Genomic DNA, 17,064 nt, shown 5'->3' with positions numbered 1-17,064 from the left:
GGCGGATGCGAATCATCCGCTTCACCCAGTGCAGGAGGCTGGACTTCACCCGCTCCTGCGCTTCCACGTTGATGGACTGATAGCCGTACACCGGGTCGGCGATGACGGGCGCGTACAGGCGCGCGTATTCCCCACCGGCTTCCCAATGGGCACCGTCAACCCCACGTCCTCCTCTGCTACCCGGTGCACTGTCGTGAATGTCGTCCCCTCCGTCGGCCCGTACCCGTTGAGGAGGATGCCCCCACTCCTCACCCTCTCCTTCACCCGCCCCACCGACAGCACGTCTCCTCCCGCCAGCACCTGCCTCACTCCACTCAGCGCTTCCGGCTGGTACGCCTGCATCTGCTCGAAGAGGGCTGCCGTCAGCCACAGCGACGTCACCCCGGCCTCCTTCAGCCTCCGCCCCAGCGCCTCCAACTCCAGCGGCCCCTCCGGGTACACCACCAACTTCCCCCCGTGCAGCAGCGCGCCCCATACCTCCAACGTCGACGCGTCGAAGCCCGTCGGCGCCAGTTGCAGCCACACCTCCTCAGGCCCGAAGTCCGCCACTCCACCGCCCAACACCAGCCGCGTCACCGCACGCTGCGGCACCGCCACCCCCTTCGGCTTCCCCGTGCTTCCCGACGTAAACATCACGTACGCCAGGTTGCCTCCTCCCACTCGGACTCCCGGGTTTGTCTCCGGCTGCCTCGCAATCTGCGTGTCCCACTCCGTGTCCACGCACACCACCAGCTCGCCACCCGACGCCACCTCGTCCGCCAGCCGCTCCTGCCCCACCAGCAGCGCCACCCCCGCCTCTCGCTTCATCCACCCCAGCCGCTCCAGCGGGTAGCTCGCGTCCAGCGGCACGTACACGCCCCCCGCCTTCAGAATCCCCAGCGCGCTCACCACCCACTCCAACGAGCGCTCCACGCACAAGCCCACTCGTACCTCGGCGCCCACTCCCATCCCCCTCAGGTGGTGCGCCAACTGGTTTGCTCGGCGATTCAACGCCTCGTAACTCACCTGCTGCCCTGCCCACTCCACTGCCACCGCGCCCGGCGTCCTCTCCACCTGCGCTTCAAACAACTCCGCCAGCGACGCCTCCCTCGGGTACTCCACACGTCGCCCGCTCCACTCCTCCACCAGGACGCGCCGCTCCTCCCCTGACATCAACGACAGCTCAGACAAAGTCCGGCGCTCCGAACGACACAGCTCGCGCAGGAGCTGACGGACCTGATCGACCAGGCGCTTCGCCGCCGACGCGTCGAAGCGCCTGGCGTCGTAGGTCAGGCGCAGCTGCCATTCACGCCCGGGGACGGCCATCATCGTCACCGGATGGGAGTCCACCTCGACGATGTACGGGTCGCGAACCACCAGTTCGTCCGACATCGTGGTGAGGCCCGCGTCCCGGGGGTAGTTCTCGAAGACGACCAGGCTCTCGAACAACGCGGGGCCAGGAGGCACCTCACTCCAGCGGCGCACCTCCACCAGAGGCGACGTCTCGTACTGCCTCGCCTCCTGGAGCCAGGCTTGCAGCTCCTTCAGCCAGGGGCCCACGGGGCTCGACGCGGGCAGGCGTACCCGCACGGGGATGGCGTTGATGAACAGGCCCACCATCGCCTCGATGCCGGCAAGCTCCGGGGGCCTGCCGGAGACGGTCAACCCGAACAGGACGTCGTCCTCTCCGGTATAGCGCCACAGCAACAGCGCCCAGGCCGCTTGCAACAGCGTGCCTCCCGTGACGCCCTGCTGGCGCGAGAAAACCTCCAGTGCCGCCGTCTCCTCCGCGCTCATCCGGAGCAGCACTTCCCCCAGGAGCGTCACATCACGCGGTGCCCTTCCGAGCTCCAAGCGGGTGGGCTCCGTGAAGCCCGCCAGCGCGGCGCGCCAGAAGTCCCGCGCGGCGCCCAGGTCCTGACGCCCCAGCCACGCGATGTAGTCGCGGTACGGCCGCACGGCGCTTCGTGCCAGCGTCACGCCTCGCCGCAGCGCCTCATACCGGGTGAGGACCTCCCGCAGCACCACCTGTGTGGACCACCCGTCCAGCAACAGGTGCGTCAGGCTGAACACCACGCGCCACACACGCGCTCCCGTGCGAAGCATCGTCAGCCGGAAGCCGGGCGCGCGGGTGAGCACCAGTCCCCTTCGGCGGTCCTCCTCGAAGAACGCGGCCAGTCGGGCCTTCTGGTCGGCCTCGGACAGGTGACGCAAGTCCTCGACGTCGACCGGAGGCAGCACCTCGCGCATCACCGCCTGGAGCGGCGTGTCCAGCCCCTCCCAGAAGAACGCGGTCCGGAGGATGGCGTACTGATCGGCGGCCTGCCGCCACGCTTCCACGAAGGCGCGCTCATCCAGTGGGCCTTCGAACTCGAAGGAGATCTGATTGAAGTACGGCTGGGTCTCGCTCTCCTGGAGATGGGAGATCAAGATTCCATGCTGGAGCGGTGACAGCGGGTAAAGATCCTCGATGTCCTCCAGGTGGTAACCGTGCGCGGCCAGCCTCTTGGAGAACGCCTCCAGGCCGTCCGGGGAGAGACCCGACAACGGAAAGCCGGAAGCGGGCCCGGACGGAGGCTCCTCCGTGAGCTCGGGTTCAACGGTGGGAGCATCCCCCGCCACCGCCGCCAGCCCCGCCACGGTCGGGTGGTCGAAGAGCTGCTTCATCCGGAGGTGCAGCCCCGCCTGCTCAGCCCGCGAGATGACCTGGATGGCGATGATGGAGTCGCCCCCCAGCTCGAAGAAGTTCTCGTGGATGTCCACCCGCGGCCGGTCGAGCACCTGCGCCCAGATGGCCGTGAGTGTCTCTTCCTTCGCGTTGCGCGGCCCCTCGAAGACTCGCGCTGCTTCTTCGGGCAGCGCTGGCGGCGGCAGCGCGCGCCAGTCCACCTTGCCATTGGGTGTCAGCGGCAGTGCGTCCAGCACCATCAGCGCCGATGGCACCATGTGCCCAGGAAGCCGCTGCTGGAGGAACGCGCGCAGCGCCGCCGTGTCAGGCGCTGGCTGCGAGGTGGGCGTGGCATACGCCACCAGTCGCTTGCTTCCGGGCACGTCTTCGCGCGCCACCACCACCGCATCCCGGACCTCGGGATGCGCGCTGAGCACCGTCGCCACTTCCCCAGGCTCCACGCGGAAGCCCCGCACCTTCACCTGGAAGTCGACTCGGCCGATGAACTCCAAACGCCCGTCCGCCAGCCACCGCACCTTGTCTCCCGTGCGGTACATCCTGGCGCCAGGCTCCCCGCCGTAAGGGTCCGGCACGTACCGCTCCGCCGTCGGCTCCGGATGCCCCAGGTACCCTCGCGTCACCTGGGCACCTCCCGCGTACAGCTCCCCCGCCACTCCCACCGGCACCGGCCGCAGGCTCCCATCCAGCACGTACACCCGCGTGTTGCCCATCGGCCGCCCCAGCGGCACCGCCGCTGGCGACGTCGGCCGACGCGGCAGCTCCACGCGCCCCGCCAACACGCCCACCGTCGCCTCCGTCGGGCCGTAGTGGTTGTACACCTCGCACCCAGGCGCCAGCGCATGCACCTGCTCCAGCAGGCTCCACGACGCCGCCTCCCCGCCCACCACCAGCCGCTTCCTCGGCAGCACCAGCCCCGGATCCGCGCCGCTCATCAGCGCCGCGAGGTGCGAGGGAACCAGCTTCACGCAGTCCACCCCATGCCGGGCGAAGTACTCCGCCACGCCCGACGGACTGCTCGCTCGCTCCTGCGTCAACACATGCAGCAGCCCTCCGGTGCACAGCGCCGGGAACAACACCGTGTTCCCCAGGTCCGCCGCCACCGTCGACACCAGCGCGAAGCTGGCGCAGTCGGCCAAACCCAACCTCTCAATGGCCGCCCGCACATAATTCGCCAACTGCCCGTGTGTGACCGCCACCCCCTTGGGCCGCCCGGTACTGCCTGACGTGAACAGCACGTACGCCAACTGCTCCGGGTGCACCGTCACGAGCGGCGGTGCCGCTGAAGGCCACTGCTCCAGCAGCGCGGCCTCTCCATCCAACTCCACCCGGCGCGCGCGAGTCCCTGCGAAGATCGCGGCGTATCGCGCCTGCGTCACCACCACCGGCGCGCCGACTTCTTCCACCAGCATCCGCAGCCGGGACTCTGGCTGCGAAGGGTCCAGCGGCACATAGGCGCCCCCTGCCTTCAGGATGCCGAGCATCCCCACCACCCACTCCACACCTCGCTCCAGGCACAGCGCCACGGGCACGTCCGCCCCCACGCCTTGCCCTCTCAACTGGTGCGCGAGCTGATTGGCACATGCGTCCAGCGCCCCGTACGTCACCTCCTTCTCCTCGCACCGGACCGCTGGCGCGTCCGCGTTGCGTGCGACCTGCGCCAGGAAGCGCTCCTGCACGCTGCTCCAGGGTGTGAAGCCGGTGCGCGTGTCGTTCCACGCCACGAGCACCTGGTGACGCTCGGCCTCGGAGAGCAGAGACAGCGTCCCCAGAGCGCCGTCCGGCCTTGCCGCCATCGCCTCCAGCACGAGGCGAATTCGTTCGAGCTGTCCATCCGCGAAGGCCGCGGAGAAGCGCGCCCGGTCGTACCGCAAGCACAGCGGAAGCCGGGAGCCGTTCGTCGAGATGAGCGTCAGTGGGAAGTGGTCCGCCTCGACCGCGCGAATATCCCGCACCGCCAAGGCCCTGGCGGAAGACGTGAGCTCGGCATCCAGCGGATAGTTCTCGAAGACGACCAGCGTCTCGAAGAGCGAGGTGCCAGCGGGCACCCCGCTCCAGCGCTGGACCTTCACCAGCGGCGCGTGCTCGTGCTGCCGCGCCTCCACCTGCATCTCCTGGATTTGCCGCAGCCAGGGCCCGAACGATGCACCGGGAGGCAACCGCACGCGCACGGGCTGGGTATTGATGAACAGCCCGACCATGTCCTCCACGCCCGCAAGTCCCGGGGGACGTCCGGAGACAGTGGTGCCGAAGACGACATCGTCCGCCCCGCACAGGTGACCGAGCACCAAGGCCCAGGCCCCCTGCACCAGGGTGTGCAACGTGAGCCCCTGCCTCCGCGCGAAGCGGCTCAGCTCCGAGGTGAGCGCCTCCGACAGGAACAGCTCCCGCGAAGCCTTGCCCTTCCCTTCCCCGCCACCGGGTTCGACGCGAGGATTCGTGGGCGCGTCGAAGCCTTCGAGCGCCTGCCGCCAGAACGACTCGGACACCGCCAGGTCCTGCTCGCCCAGCCACCCGATGTAGTCCCGATACGGCCGAGGCGCCATGATGCGAGGCTGCTTCCCCGCGCACGCGCCCTCGTACAGGGCGAGGACGTCGCGGATCACCAACGGCACGGACCAGCCGTCCAGGATCAGGTGGGAGTGGCTGAAGACGAAGCGATGCGCGTCTTCGCCGACGCGCAGCAGCGCCAGGCGCACCAACGGCGCCCAGGACAGGTCGAAGCCCTCGCGACGGTCCTGGGCCAGCAAGGCTTCCAGCCGGGACTCGCGTGCTTCGGGCGACAGGTCGCGCCAGTCCTCGATGCGGACCGGCAGGTCCACCTCGCGCAGAACGACCTGCATCGGCTCGTCCACGTCATCCCAGACGAACGCCGTGCGCAGCACCGGGTGCGCCGCGACGACCGTGTTCCACGCCTGGGTGAAGCGCTCCACGTCCAGGTGGCCGCGCAGCTCGCAGACGAGCTGGTTGAAGTACAGCCCCCGGCCGGGCTCTGCGATGGCATGGAACAGCATGCCGCCCTGCAACGGCGACAGGGGGTACAGGTCCTCGATGTTGTCGCTCATCGCGTCTTCTTTCCAAACCGTGCGGACAGCTTGTCGAGCTGCGCCTGTTTCACCTTCGCGAGCGGAAAGTCCGAGGGCGAGTGCCCTCCCGCATCCGGCGCGCGCGATGCGTGCACCAGCGCCTGGAGGCGCGCGAGGAAGTCCTCGGCGACACGCGTCACCGTCTCACGGCGGTGCACCGCCTCGCTGAACGTCCAGAGGACCACCAGCCGTCCGTCACGCACCATGCCCGTCACATCGAGCAGGTATGGCCGCCGTGCGCTCGGGGCTCGCTGCCGCAGGGCCGCCGCCTCGGGTGCGAGCACGAAGGGAGCCCCCTCGCCCACGACGCCGTCGAGCTGCCCCAGGTGGTTGAAGCCCACCTCCGCCAACGGCAAGGCCGCCAGCGCCGCGCCCCTCGACACGTAGCGGAGCAGCCCCCACCCCATGCCTCGTGACGGCACGGCGCGCAGCCCCTCCTTCACGGCGCGAAGTGCCTCGCCCGGCCCCGTCGTCCCCCGCAGGTCCAGCAGCGCGGGAAACACCCGGGTGAACCAGCCCACCGTGCGAGAGACGTCCACGCCCGGAAGCACCTCTTCCCGTCCGTGCCCCTCCACGTCCACCAGCGCGACGGCCCCTCCCGCCCACGCGGTCAGTGCCTGCGCCAGCGCCGTCAGCAGGGGATCCTGAGGCTGCGTGTGCCAGGCCTTCGGGACATCCTGCAGCAGCGCGCGCGTCTGCTCTGGCTCCAGCGTCACCTGCACCGTGCTCGCGGTGGCTTCCGTGTTGAGGCCCCCCGTGAAGTCCACGGGCAGCCGGGAGGCCTCGCGCCAGGGCCGCTCCAGCCACCAGTCCCGCTCCGCCGTCAGCGCCGGCGAGCGCGCCAGCGACTCCAAGCCACGGGCCCACGCCTGGAACGACGTCGTCTTCGGGGGCAGCACCACGGCGTCCCCCGCCGCGAGCCGTGTGTACGCCGTCGCCAGGTCCTCCAGGAGGATGCGCCAAGACACCGCGTCCACCACGAGGTGATGCACCGCCAGCATCAGCCGCGCGGGATGGCCCGCGCCCCACTCCAGCAACACCGCCTGGACGAGCGGCCCTTCCAGCCGCAGCGCGCGTTGCGCCGCCTCCGCGTGCCGCGACAGCGCCGAGGAGCGCTCCGCCTCCAGCACGGCGGACAGGTCCACGCGCGCCACCGTGACGCGCGCGCCTGGCTCGCAGATGGCCTGGTGCCAGCCGTCCTCCCCGCCCGCGAAGCTCAACCGGAGCGCGTCATGATGCGCCAGCAGGTGCGCCAGCGCGCGCTCCAGCAAGGCGGCGTCCAGGGAGGCTCTCGCCTCCAGCAGCAAGGACATGTTCCAGTGGTGTGGCGCCTCCAGTCCCAGCTCGAAGAACCAGTGCTGGATGGGCGTCAGCGCCACCGGCCCTACGACGGGGCCTTGCTCGGCCTGCACCGCCAGGCGCGTTCCCGCGACCGAGGCGAGCCGCGCCACCGTCGGGTTCTGGAAGAGCTGCTTCGGGGACAGCTCGATGCCCTGCGCGCGCGCGCGGGTGACAATCTGCAGTCCCAGGATGGAGTCGCCCCCCAGCTCGAAGAAGTCGTCGTGGATGCCCACGCGTTCGACGCCCAGCACCTCCCGCCAGAGCGACACCAGCGTGGCTTCCACCTCCGAATGAGGCGCGGCCGGCGCCGCCGCGGAGGCCGGGTCCGGCGTGGGCAACGCCCGGCGGTCCACCTTGCCGTGCCGGGTGCGCGGCAGCGCGTCCATCGCAACGAAGGCCGCGGGGACCATGTACGGCGGCAGGCGCGAACGCACCCACTCCTTCAGGGCCTGTGCGTCTGGTTTCTCACCCGGCCCCTCCGTCGCGAGCACCCCGTAGGCGACCAGGCGCTTCGGCCCCTTCCCATCCTCACGCGCGACGACGACGGCCTCCTTCACCGCCGGATGCGCGAGCAGCGCGGCTTCGACCTCACCCGGCTCGATGCGGAAGCCCCGCACCTTCACCTGATGGTCCACGCGGCCGATGAACTCCAGCGTCCCGTCCGCCCGCCAGCGCGCCACGTCGCCCGTGCGGTACATGCGCGCGCCCAAGCGGCCGTCGAAGGGGTCCGTCACGAAGCGCTCGGACGTGAGCCCAGGCTGGCCCAGGTAGCCTCGCGCCACGCCCGCGCCGCCCACGTACAGCTCGCCCGGTGCCCCTCGCGGCACCAGCCTGCGGTGCGCGTCCAGCAGGTACACGCGGGCCCCAGGCACCACGCGCCCGATGGGCACGCGCCCCTCTTCGTCCACACGCACCCGGTGCACCGTGCTCCAGATGGTGGCTTCCGTGGGGCCGTACTCGTTGAACAGGGACACCGCGGGCAGCGCCTCATGATGCGCCCGCGTCAACTCCACGGGACACGGCTCGCCTCCCACACTCACCGCGCGCAGGCCCCTCAGCCCTCCCACCGGCGCCGCCGCCAATATCTGCCCATAGAGCGAGGGCACGGAGACGAGGTGCGTGACGTGAGAGCGCGCGATCCGCTCGGCGAGCCGGCGCGGGTCCCCATGTTCCTCGGCGTCCGGGTAGCGCAGCGTGCCGCCTCCGAACAAGGACCACAGCAGTCCCGCGAGCGAGGCGTCGAAGGTGAAAGGTGCCAGGGACATCACCACCCCCGGCTCGCCGTACACGTCGGCACGGGCCTGGGTCGCGGCGACCAGGTGCCGGTGCTCCAGCACCACGCCCCGCGGCCGGCCGGTGGAGCCGGAGGTGTAGACGACACACGCCGCATCCGTCCCCTCCAGAAGGCAGCGCACGTCTTCGGACGCCACGGGCAGGGAATCCAGGGGGATGACCGTCAACCCCTCGCGCGAGGGAACCCGGGCACGGCACGACTCGGAGGCGACCAGCGCATGGGCCCGTGTGTCCGCGAGGATGTCGGCCAGACGCTGCGCCGGGTGGTCCACGTCGAGCACCACCACGGCCGCGCCCGCCCGGGTCACGCCCATCATCCCCGCGACCACATCCGCCGGCTGCGACACCGCGAGCGCGACGACGTCACCTCGCTTCACGCCTCGCGACACGAGGTGCCGGGCCAGCCGCCCCGACAGAACCTCCACCTCGCGATATGTGAGTGTCCGGACACCATCCTCCACCGCCACCCGGTCCGGCGTCCGTGACACCTGGGCCAGGAACCGCGAAGGCAACGTGTCCGCCGGAAGGTGCCCCGCCGTGGGCGCTGGATTCCACTCCACGAGCAACCGGTTTCGATCCGCGCGGTCCAGCAGGTCGAGCTGGGACAGCCGGACTTCCGGGCTGCCCGCGGCGGCCTCCAGCAAGCGCAGGAGCGAGCCCGACAGCCGGGCGATGGTCTCCGCGTCGAAGAGGCCGGTGTTGTACTCGATGCTGCCTCGCAGCCCCTCGGGCGTCTCGGTGACTTCCAGCGCGAGGTCCAGCTTGGTCGCACCCGCATGCACGGGACGGCTGCGGAGCTGGAGCCCGACGAGCGACAACGCCGCGGCGGGCGTGTTGTGCAGAATCAGCATCGTCTGGAAGACGGGCGTGTGGCTGAGGTCGCGCGGCGCGTGCAGCACCTCCAGCAGCTTCTCGAAGGGCACCTCCTGGTGCGCGAACGCGTCCAGCGCCGTCCTTCGCACCCGCCCCAGGACCTCCGCGAACGAGGGGTCGCCGGACAGATCGGCGCGCAGGGCCATGGAGTTGATGAAGCAGCCAATCAGCGGTTCGACCTCGGGCCGGTCGCGGCCCGCCACCGGCGTGCCCACCGCGAAGTCATCCTGCCCGGTGTACGCATGCAGCAGGACCTGCCACGCGGCCATCAGCACCATGAAGGGGGTGGCGCCCTCCTTCCGCCCCACCGCCACCAGGGCGTCGGTGAGGGACTTCGGAACGGCGAAGGGCAGTTGCTCGCCCTCGTGCGTCTGCAACGGAGGACGCGGACGGTCCACGGGCAGTTGGAGCACGGGGACATCCGCCAGCACGTCGCGCCACCACGCCTGTTCGGCCTTCAGGGCGGAGCCTCGCATCTGCTCCAACTGCCAGAGCGCGTAGTCCGCGTACTGCACCGCCAGCGCGGGCAAGGAGGCAGGCCGACCCGTCAGCTCGGCCTCGTACAGCCGAGCCATCTCATGCACCATCACCCCCGCGGACCAGCCATCCGAGATGATGTGGTGCAGCGTGATGAGCAGGACGTGCTCGGAACTACCCAACCGCAGCAAGGTCGCGCGGAGCAGCGGTCCCCGCTCCAGGTCGAAGGGACGGCGCGCCTCTTCACGTGTCCAGCGGGCGACGTCCGCTGCACTGGCGCCCTCCGCCACATCCAGGGAGATGGAGACCTCCAGCGACGGCGCGATGGTCTGCACCGCCTCGGTGCCCTCCATGGAGAACGTGGTCCGCAGGGCCTCATGCCGGCGCACCACCGCGTTCAACGCTCGCTCCAGGGCCGCGGCATCCAGGGCGCCGCTCACGGTGAACGCGACGGCGTTGTTGTAGGCGACGTTGCCCGGCTCCAGCCGGTCCAGATACCAGAGCCGCTGCTGCGCGAAGGACAGCGGGAGCGGACGGCCACGGGGGACCCGGGTGATGGGCGCGGGTGCCTCGGGCTTCTTCGCCACGCCATCCCGAGCGCCCATCACCTTCGGGGGTGTCGGCCTGCCCTCCGGGACAGGCAGGGCGGGCAACAGCTCCAGCGAGCCATCCCGCTTGCGCCGCGCACGCCGGCCCGTGGCCATCCGCCTCGCGGCATCTGTGCTTCCAGCGAGGATGCGCACGGGGGTGGAGTCCGGCGCGTTCCAGAGCCCGCGAGGCACGCCCGCGCCCTTCACCACCAGCTCACCGATGACGCCCACCGGCACGGGCTGGCCGCGCCCATCCACGACGTCCCAGCACGAGGCATCTCCCGGCGCGGAGGCGAGCGCCCAGGCACCCAGGCCCAGATGCCGGTGCGCGACACGCCAGGGCATGGCGCGCGCCAGGGATGCCGCCGCTTCTTCGGACGCGCCTTCCAGCCAGACGTGGCGGACGGGCCGGAGCGCCTCCGCCGCGTCGGGGAGCGCCAGCATCGAGCGCGCCAGCGCCGCGGTGCAGTGCAGGTGGGTGATGCCCGCCTCGCGCACGAGCGCCAGCAGGGCCTCCGCCACACCCGGGCCTTCCCGCAGCGACGGCCTGGGGACCGCGAGTCCAGGCTCCGGGGAATGGCGACCGCGCAAGGCGTCGAGGTGCCGCAACCCCTCCAGGGTCGCCTCCACCTCCACGCCGAAGTCCACCAGGCAGGCGATTTCGTCCACGTCGAGCTGCTGGACACGCTCCACCATGGGACCGCAGGAGTCCGGCGTACCGAAGAGGCCGCCGCTCTCCACGTACCGCTCCACGCCATGCGCCAACAGCACATCCATGTCCGCGGGCGTCAGCGAACGTGGGTCCATGTCGAGCCCCATGCCGGCCATGAAGCCCGCGGCGATGTCCACGGAGCTGCGGAAGTAGTCGAGCAGCGGCTGACGCGCCCTCCGCCGGACCTCGGCCGGGTCGTCGCCGAGATACGCATGCAGCATCAAGCTCACGTGTCCCCGTCCCGCATGGCCATGTTGCCGCCAGGCGTCGCGGTACAGCGCCACCTTCCCCTCCAGGTCCTCCAGGTGCTGGCCCATCAGGTTGGTGAGCACGTAGGCCCCCAGCTCACCCGCCAGCCGGAAGGTCTCCGGGTTTCCGGCAGCGGTGAGCCAGATGGGGAGCGTCTGCTGCACCGGGCGTGGCCGCAGTGAGAGCGCCACTTCGGCGCCCGCGCCGTTGCGCCGGCGCACCGTCCCGCCTCGCCACAGGGTGCGCACCTCCTCGATGCCGCGGTGCATGACCTCCTTCCGGCGCGCGTACCGGTCTGGCGCGAACACGAAGTCATTCGCGTGCCAACCCGAAGCGAAGGACACGCCCACGCGGCCATCGGACAGGTTGTCCAGCACGGCCCACTCCTCCGCGACGAGGATGGGGTCGTGCAACGGCAGGACCACGCTCCCCGCGCGGATGCCCAGGCGCTGCGTCACCGTGGCCACCCCCGCGCCCACCACCGCCGGCCTCGGGTACAGGCCGCCGAACGCATGGAAATGCCGCTCCGGCGTCCACACCGCGGAGAAGCCATGCGCATCCGCGAACTTCGCGGCGTCCAGCAGCAGGCGGTATTTGCGGCCGCCCAGCGAGTCCTCGTCGTTGGCGAAGAACGACAGGCTGAAGTCCAGGTGACGTCGAGAAGGCTCCGCGCCAGCCCCCACCGGCGTGAAGCGCGCGCGCTCCGCCGGCAACACCACCCGCAGCCCGCGTGTCAGGGCCCAGAGGACCTCCAGCCCGGTGCCGGGAACCTGCGGCTCCTCCGTCGCGAGCCAGACGCCTCCCTCCGTGGCGGCATCCGCGTCCAGACGGCCGAACAGCTCCGCCACGGTGCGGTGTGTGTGGATGGCCTGGAGCTGCTCGCCGCGCGGCCCTGTCCACGGCTCGAGGCAGACCCGCTCCGAGTCAGAAGCCCGCCGCGGCCCCCCTGGGGTGCCTCGGACGGAATCTCCTGTCTGCGCGAGCACCGTCTCCACATGGAGGATGCGCGCGGCATCCAGGGACACACCCGTGCGGACCTTCGCGTGGGTCAACAGCAGCGGAGGCGGCGCGCCTGGAGGCGCGAGGTCCGGCAGCTCCATCAACCGAGGCACGGGCAGCAGGACGTAGGCCGCGCCCGTCTCCTGGACCGCCCACTGCGCGACCACGCGCTCCAGCGACGGCTCCAGGCACACCGCCACCAACGCCTCGCGCCCTACGCCACGGTCCGACAGCACGGCGGCCAGACGCCCCACGGCCCCTTGCAACTCGCCCCACGTCACGCCCCGCCCGTCCGGCGCCGTCATCGCCACCTGGGACGCGTCCGTCATGGCGCGAGCCCGAAGCAGCGCCGCGAGCGGCGTCACCGCCGATGCGGATGTCTCAGGCACCGAGGCCAGCGCCTGACTGGCCTGTGCGTGCTCCAGCGGCAGCGCGGAGAGGGTCAGGCCGGGCTCCGCCACCGCCGCTTCGAGCAGCGTGGTCCAGTGCGCCACCATCCGCTCCACGGTGTCCCGCTCGAAGCGCTCCTCCGCGTAGTCGACGGTACCGGAGAAGCCGTGCTCGTGCTCACCCAGGCCCACGGACAGGTCCGACAGGACGGTGCCGAACTCGGGTGGACCGTTCTCGAGCTCCGCCAGGCTCATGCGCAGCCCCGGCAGCTCCAGGTTCAGATTGAACCGGCTGTGCAGCACGAACATCGAGTCGAAGACCCGGCCGCGGCCGGTGTCCTTCGCGGGCTCGATTTCCCGCACCAGCGACTCATATGGCACGTCGGGGTGCGCGTAGGCCTCCATCATCACCTCGCGCACGCGCGCCACCAGTTCCTTGAAGGGTGGGTCCCCGGACAGGTCCGTCCGCAACGGGACGGAGTGCGCCACGTAGCCGATCAACGGCTCCAGCTCCGGCCGGCTCCGGTTGCCAATGGGCGTCCCCACCACGACGTCATCCCGGCCCGTCCAGCGCGACAGCAGCGCCTTCCAGGATGCCAACAGCACCATGAACGGCGTGGCACCCTCTCGCTGCGCGAACGCCTGGACCGAGGCCGAGAGCACACGCGAGAAGCCCACGCGCAAGCACTGGCCACGGAGCGCGGGCCCATCCCCCTTCGGCCGGTCCACCGGCAGCTCGAGCGGACGCGGGAACGCCGCCAGACGCCCGCGCCAGGCCGCGACCTGGGAAGCGAACGCGCCGTTCTTCAGCGCCTGCTGCTGCCAGGCCGCGTAGTCCACGTACTGCACGGGCAAGGTGGACAGCGCCACCGGCCGCCCCTGCATGAAGGCGGTGTAGTGGTCCCCCAGCTCCTTCGCGAGCACGACCAGCGACCAGGTGTCACACACCACGTGGTGCACGGTGACGGCCAGCAGATGCTCCTCCGGCGCCAGCCGCCAGAGCCGGGCGCGGGCGACCGGCCCGTGCTCCAGGTTGAACGGCCGGGCCACCTCGTCGTGCACGCGCGGCTGCCACGCAGCGGGGTCCAGCGCTTCGGCGGCGAGCGGCAGCTTCAGCTCCGGGGCGATGCGGACACTCGGAGCGCCTTCACCGCGCGGATAGGACGTGCGCAGCGCCTCGTGGCGCTGTGCCACCGCCTCCAGTCCCCGCTCCAGCAGCGCCACGTCCAGCGCGCCATGCAGCCGCAGCACCACATACATGTTCAGCGCCGGGTTGCCGGGGAGGGTCTGCTCCAGCGCGCAGATGCGCTCCTGCACCACGGACAGCGGCAACGCGCCACCACGCGGGATGCGGACCAGTCGCGGCAAGACCGGGTCCGTGGACGCCGTCCCTGGCGTGCCCAGCCGCGCCTGGATGCGGGCCGAAATGCCCGCCACCGTGGGGGCATCGAAGACGTCACTCAAGGGGAGTGAGACAGGGAAGGCCTCCCGCAGGCGGGTCAACAACTGCGCCGCCATCAGCGAGTTGCCACCCAGCTCCAGGAAGTCGTCGTGGATGCCGAAGTCGGTCCGGCCCAGCCGCTCGCGCCAGATGGCCAGGACCTTGCGCTCCACATCCGTGCGGGCCCCGGCCTGCTCCGCTGGCGCCTCCAGGTGGTGCGCGCTTCCGGCTTCCGCGGGGCGCTCCGCCACCCCCGTGGACATCTCCGGCCGGGCCACCACCGAGGTGGGCAGCGGGGTCCGGAAGGTCTGCCGCTGGAAGGGATAGGTGGGCAGCGCCACCTTCTGGCGTGACTCGTGCGCATAGACGCGCTGCCAGTCAATGGCGAGCCCCTGCGCCCAGACCGCTCCGAGCGCCTCCATCAACGCGGCGTGTGCATCCAGGGCCGAACCCGCCCGAGGCAGCGAGGCCACGGCACGTCCTCGGTGCCCTCGCAGCCCCAGCCTCGCCAGGGCGGTCAGCGCCTGGTCCGGGCCGACTTCGATGAAGACGTCGCACCCGTCCGCCTTCAGCGTCTCCAGCCCGTCCCCGAAGCGCACCGGGGCCCGCATCTGGCGCAGCCAGTAATCCGGGGCCGTCGCCTCCTCCGGACGAATCCACGTCCCGGTGACACTGGAGATGTACGGACGCTGGGGCGCGAACAGGCGCAGGCCCGCAACCACGCGCCGCAGCTCCTCCATCACCGGCTCCACCGCCGCCGAGTGGAACGCATGCCGCGCGGGCAGCCGCAACACGCCCACGCCCCGCGCGCTCAGCTCTCGCTCCAGCGCCTCCACGTCCTCCGAGGGCCCGGACACCACGCACCGGTCCGGCCCATTCACTGCGGCCAGCGACAACGCCCCTGTCAGCAGCGGACGCACCTCCTCTTCCGCGCAAGCCACCGCCGTCATGCTTCCGGGCGGCATCCGCGCCATCAGACGGCCTCGCGCCGACACCAGCGCCAGCGCATCCTCCAGCGGCAGCACCTCCGCGAGGCAGGCCGCCACGTATTCGCCAAAGCTGTGCCCCAGCAGCGCGCGCGGGCGCACACCCCAGGTTTCCCACTGACGCGCCAGCGCGTACTCCACGGCGAACAGGGCGGGCAACGCGATGCCCGGATCGGCCAACGTCTGCTCCGCGGCGGCCTCGGCGCCAGGCGAGGGAAACAGCACGTCGCGCACCGCCGCCCCCAACCGGGCCCCCAGCCCCTCCAGGCAGTCCTCCAGGGCCTCACGGTAGACGGGCTCCGCTGCGTGAAGCGCGCGTCCCATGCCCACCGTCTGCGCGCCCTGGCCCGGGAACAGGAAGGCCACGCCCTGCTCGCGCGCCGCCACGACGTTCTCCACGACCTGGGGCTTCCCCGGGCCGCGCAGCTTCGCCAGCAGCTCCGCGCGGTCCTTCGCCACAAAGGCCCGCCGGTGCTCGAAGGCACGGCGGCCCATGTTGCGCGTGAAGGCCACGTCCTCCAGCGCCACGTCGGTCGGCGCGGCCTCCAGCCAGGCGGCCAGGTCCCGCACCGCGGCGTCCAGGGCCTCCGCCGAGCGGCCCGACAGCGTCACCACCTGGGTGGGCCGGACACTGGGCGAGGCAGGCTCCGGAAGCGGCGCTTCCTCCAGCACCGCGTGCGCGTTCGTCCCTCCAATTCCGAACGAGCTGACGCCCGCGCGGCGAGGCACCGGGCCCCGGGGCCAGGGCCGCAGGCGGTCGACGACGAAGAACGGGCTGTTCGCGAAGTCGATGGCGGGATTCGGCCGCTCGAAATGGAGCGTGGGCGGCAGCTCCTCATGCGCCAGGGCCAGCGTGGCCTTGATGAGCCCCGCCAGACCGGCGGCCGTGTCCAGGTGGCCTACGTTCGGCTTCACCGACCCCAGCGCGCAGTAACCCTTCCGGTCCGTGTGCCGCCGGTACGCACGCGTGAGCGCCGCGACCTCGATGGGGTCTCCCAACGAGGTGCCCGTGCCGTGCGCCTCCACATAGCCAATGTCGCCCGCGTCCAGGCCCGCGAAGGCCAGCGCCTCGCCGATGACGTCCGCCTGCCCCTCCACGCTGGGCGCCGTGTAGCCGACCTTCAGGCTGCCGTCGTTGTTGATGGAGGAGCCGCGGATGACCGCGTACACGCGATCACCGTCCCTGCGCGCGTCCTCCAATGGCTTGAGCACCACCACCGCCACGCCGTTGCCCGGCACTGTTCCCGCCGCGCGCGCGTCGAACGCGCGGCAGTGCCCGTCCGGCGACAGGATCATCCCCTCCTGGAACAGGTAGCCCGAGCGCTGCGGCATCGCCAGGCGCACCGCGCCCGCCAACGCCACGTCCGACTGGCGCATCAGCAGGCTCTGGCAGGCCATGTGGACGGCCACCAGTCCCGTGGAGCAGGCGGTGTAGAGCGACAGGCTTTCGCCCCGCAGGCCCAGCTTGAACGACGCCCGCGTCGCCAGGTTCTCCGCGGAGGTGCTCATCAGCTCGTAGAACGAGGCCGGGTCCAGATTCCCCTGCCCCAACATCGCCAGGCCGTGCAGGGATGCGCTCGCGCCCGCGTAGAGCGAGATTTTTCCCGCGAAGCGCTCCGGGTCGAGCGCCGCATCCTCCAGCGCCGTCCAGGCACACTCCAGGAACACGCGCTGCTGCGGATCCATCCACTCCGCCTCGCGCGGGGCCATGCTGAAGAAGGCCGCGTCGAAGCGGTCGCCGCCTTCCAGCTCCGCCGCCACCGGCACGAAGTCCGGATGATGGCGCACCGCCTCGGACATCAGCGGAGAAGGCTCCAGCGCCTCGGCGGGTACTCGGGAAATGGACTCCACGCCTTCGCGGAGGTTGCGCCAGAAGGCCCGTGCGTCCGCGCTCCCGGGGAAGCGGCTCGCGATGCCGATGATGGCGATGTCGCTACCCGCGCTGCCGTTGTTCTCGCTCATG

Annotated in this window: 1 protein-coding gene and 1 pseudogene; both read right to left on the bottom strand. The window is 71.1% G+C overall.

Annotated elements, in window-relative coordinates; all coding sequences use genetic code 11:
• Positions 1 to 177 precede the first annotated feature (177 nt).
• Positions 178 to 5,730: pseudogene (locus FL344_RS08955) on the bottom strand (amino acid adenylation domain-containing protein); the annotation flags it as partial.
• Positions 5,727 to 17,063, bottom strand: a complete 11,337-nt coding sequence (locus FL344_RS08950) for a non-ribosomal peptide synthetase/type I polyketide synthase (protein ID WP_141618213.1) — start codon at positions 17,061 to 17,063, stop codon at positions 5,727 to 5,729. The pseudogene FL344_RS08955 and the gene FL344_RS08950, both read right to left, overlap by 4 nt.
• Position 17,064 lies beyond the last annotated feature (1 nt).

Source organism: Myxococcus sp. AB036A, assembly GCF_006547355.1.
GTDB lineage: Bacteria > Myxococcota > Myxococcia > Myxococcales > Myxococcaceae > Myxococcus > Myxococcus virescens.
The sequence above is the reverse complement of the archived record's forward strand: the minus strand, read 5'-3'. Positions and strand labels throughout refer to the sequence as shown.

Coding starts and splice junctions, on each gene's coding strand:
- FL344_RS08950 (WP_141618213.1), bottom strand. CDS start 17,063: ATGAGCGAGAACAACGGCAGCGCGGGTAGCGACATCGCCATCATCGGC.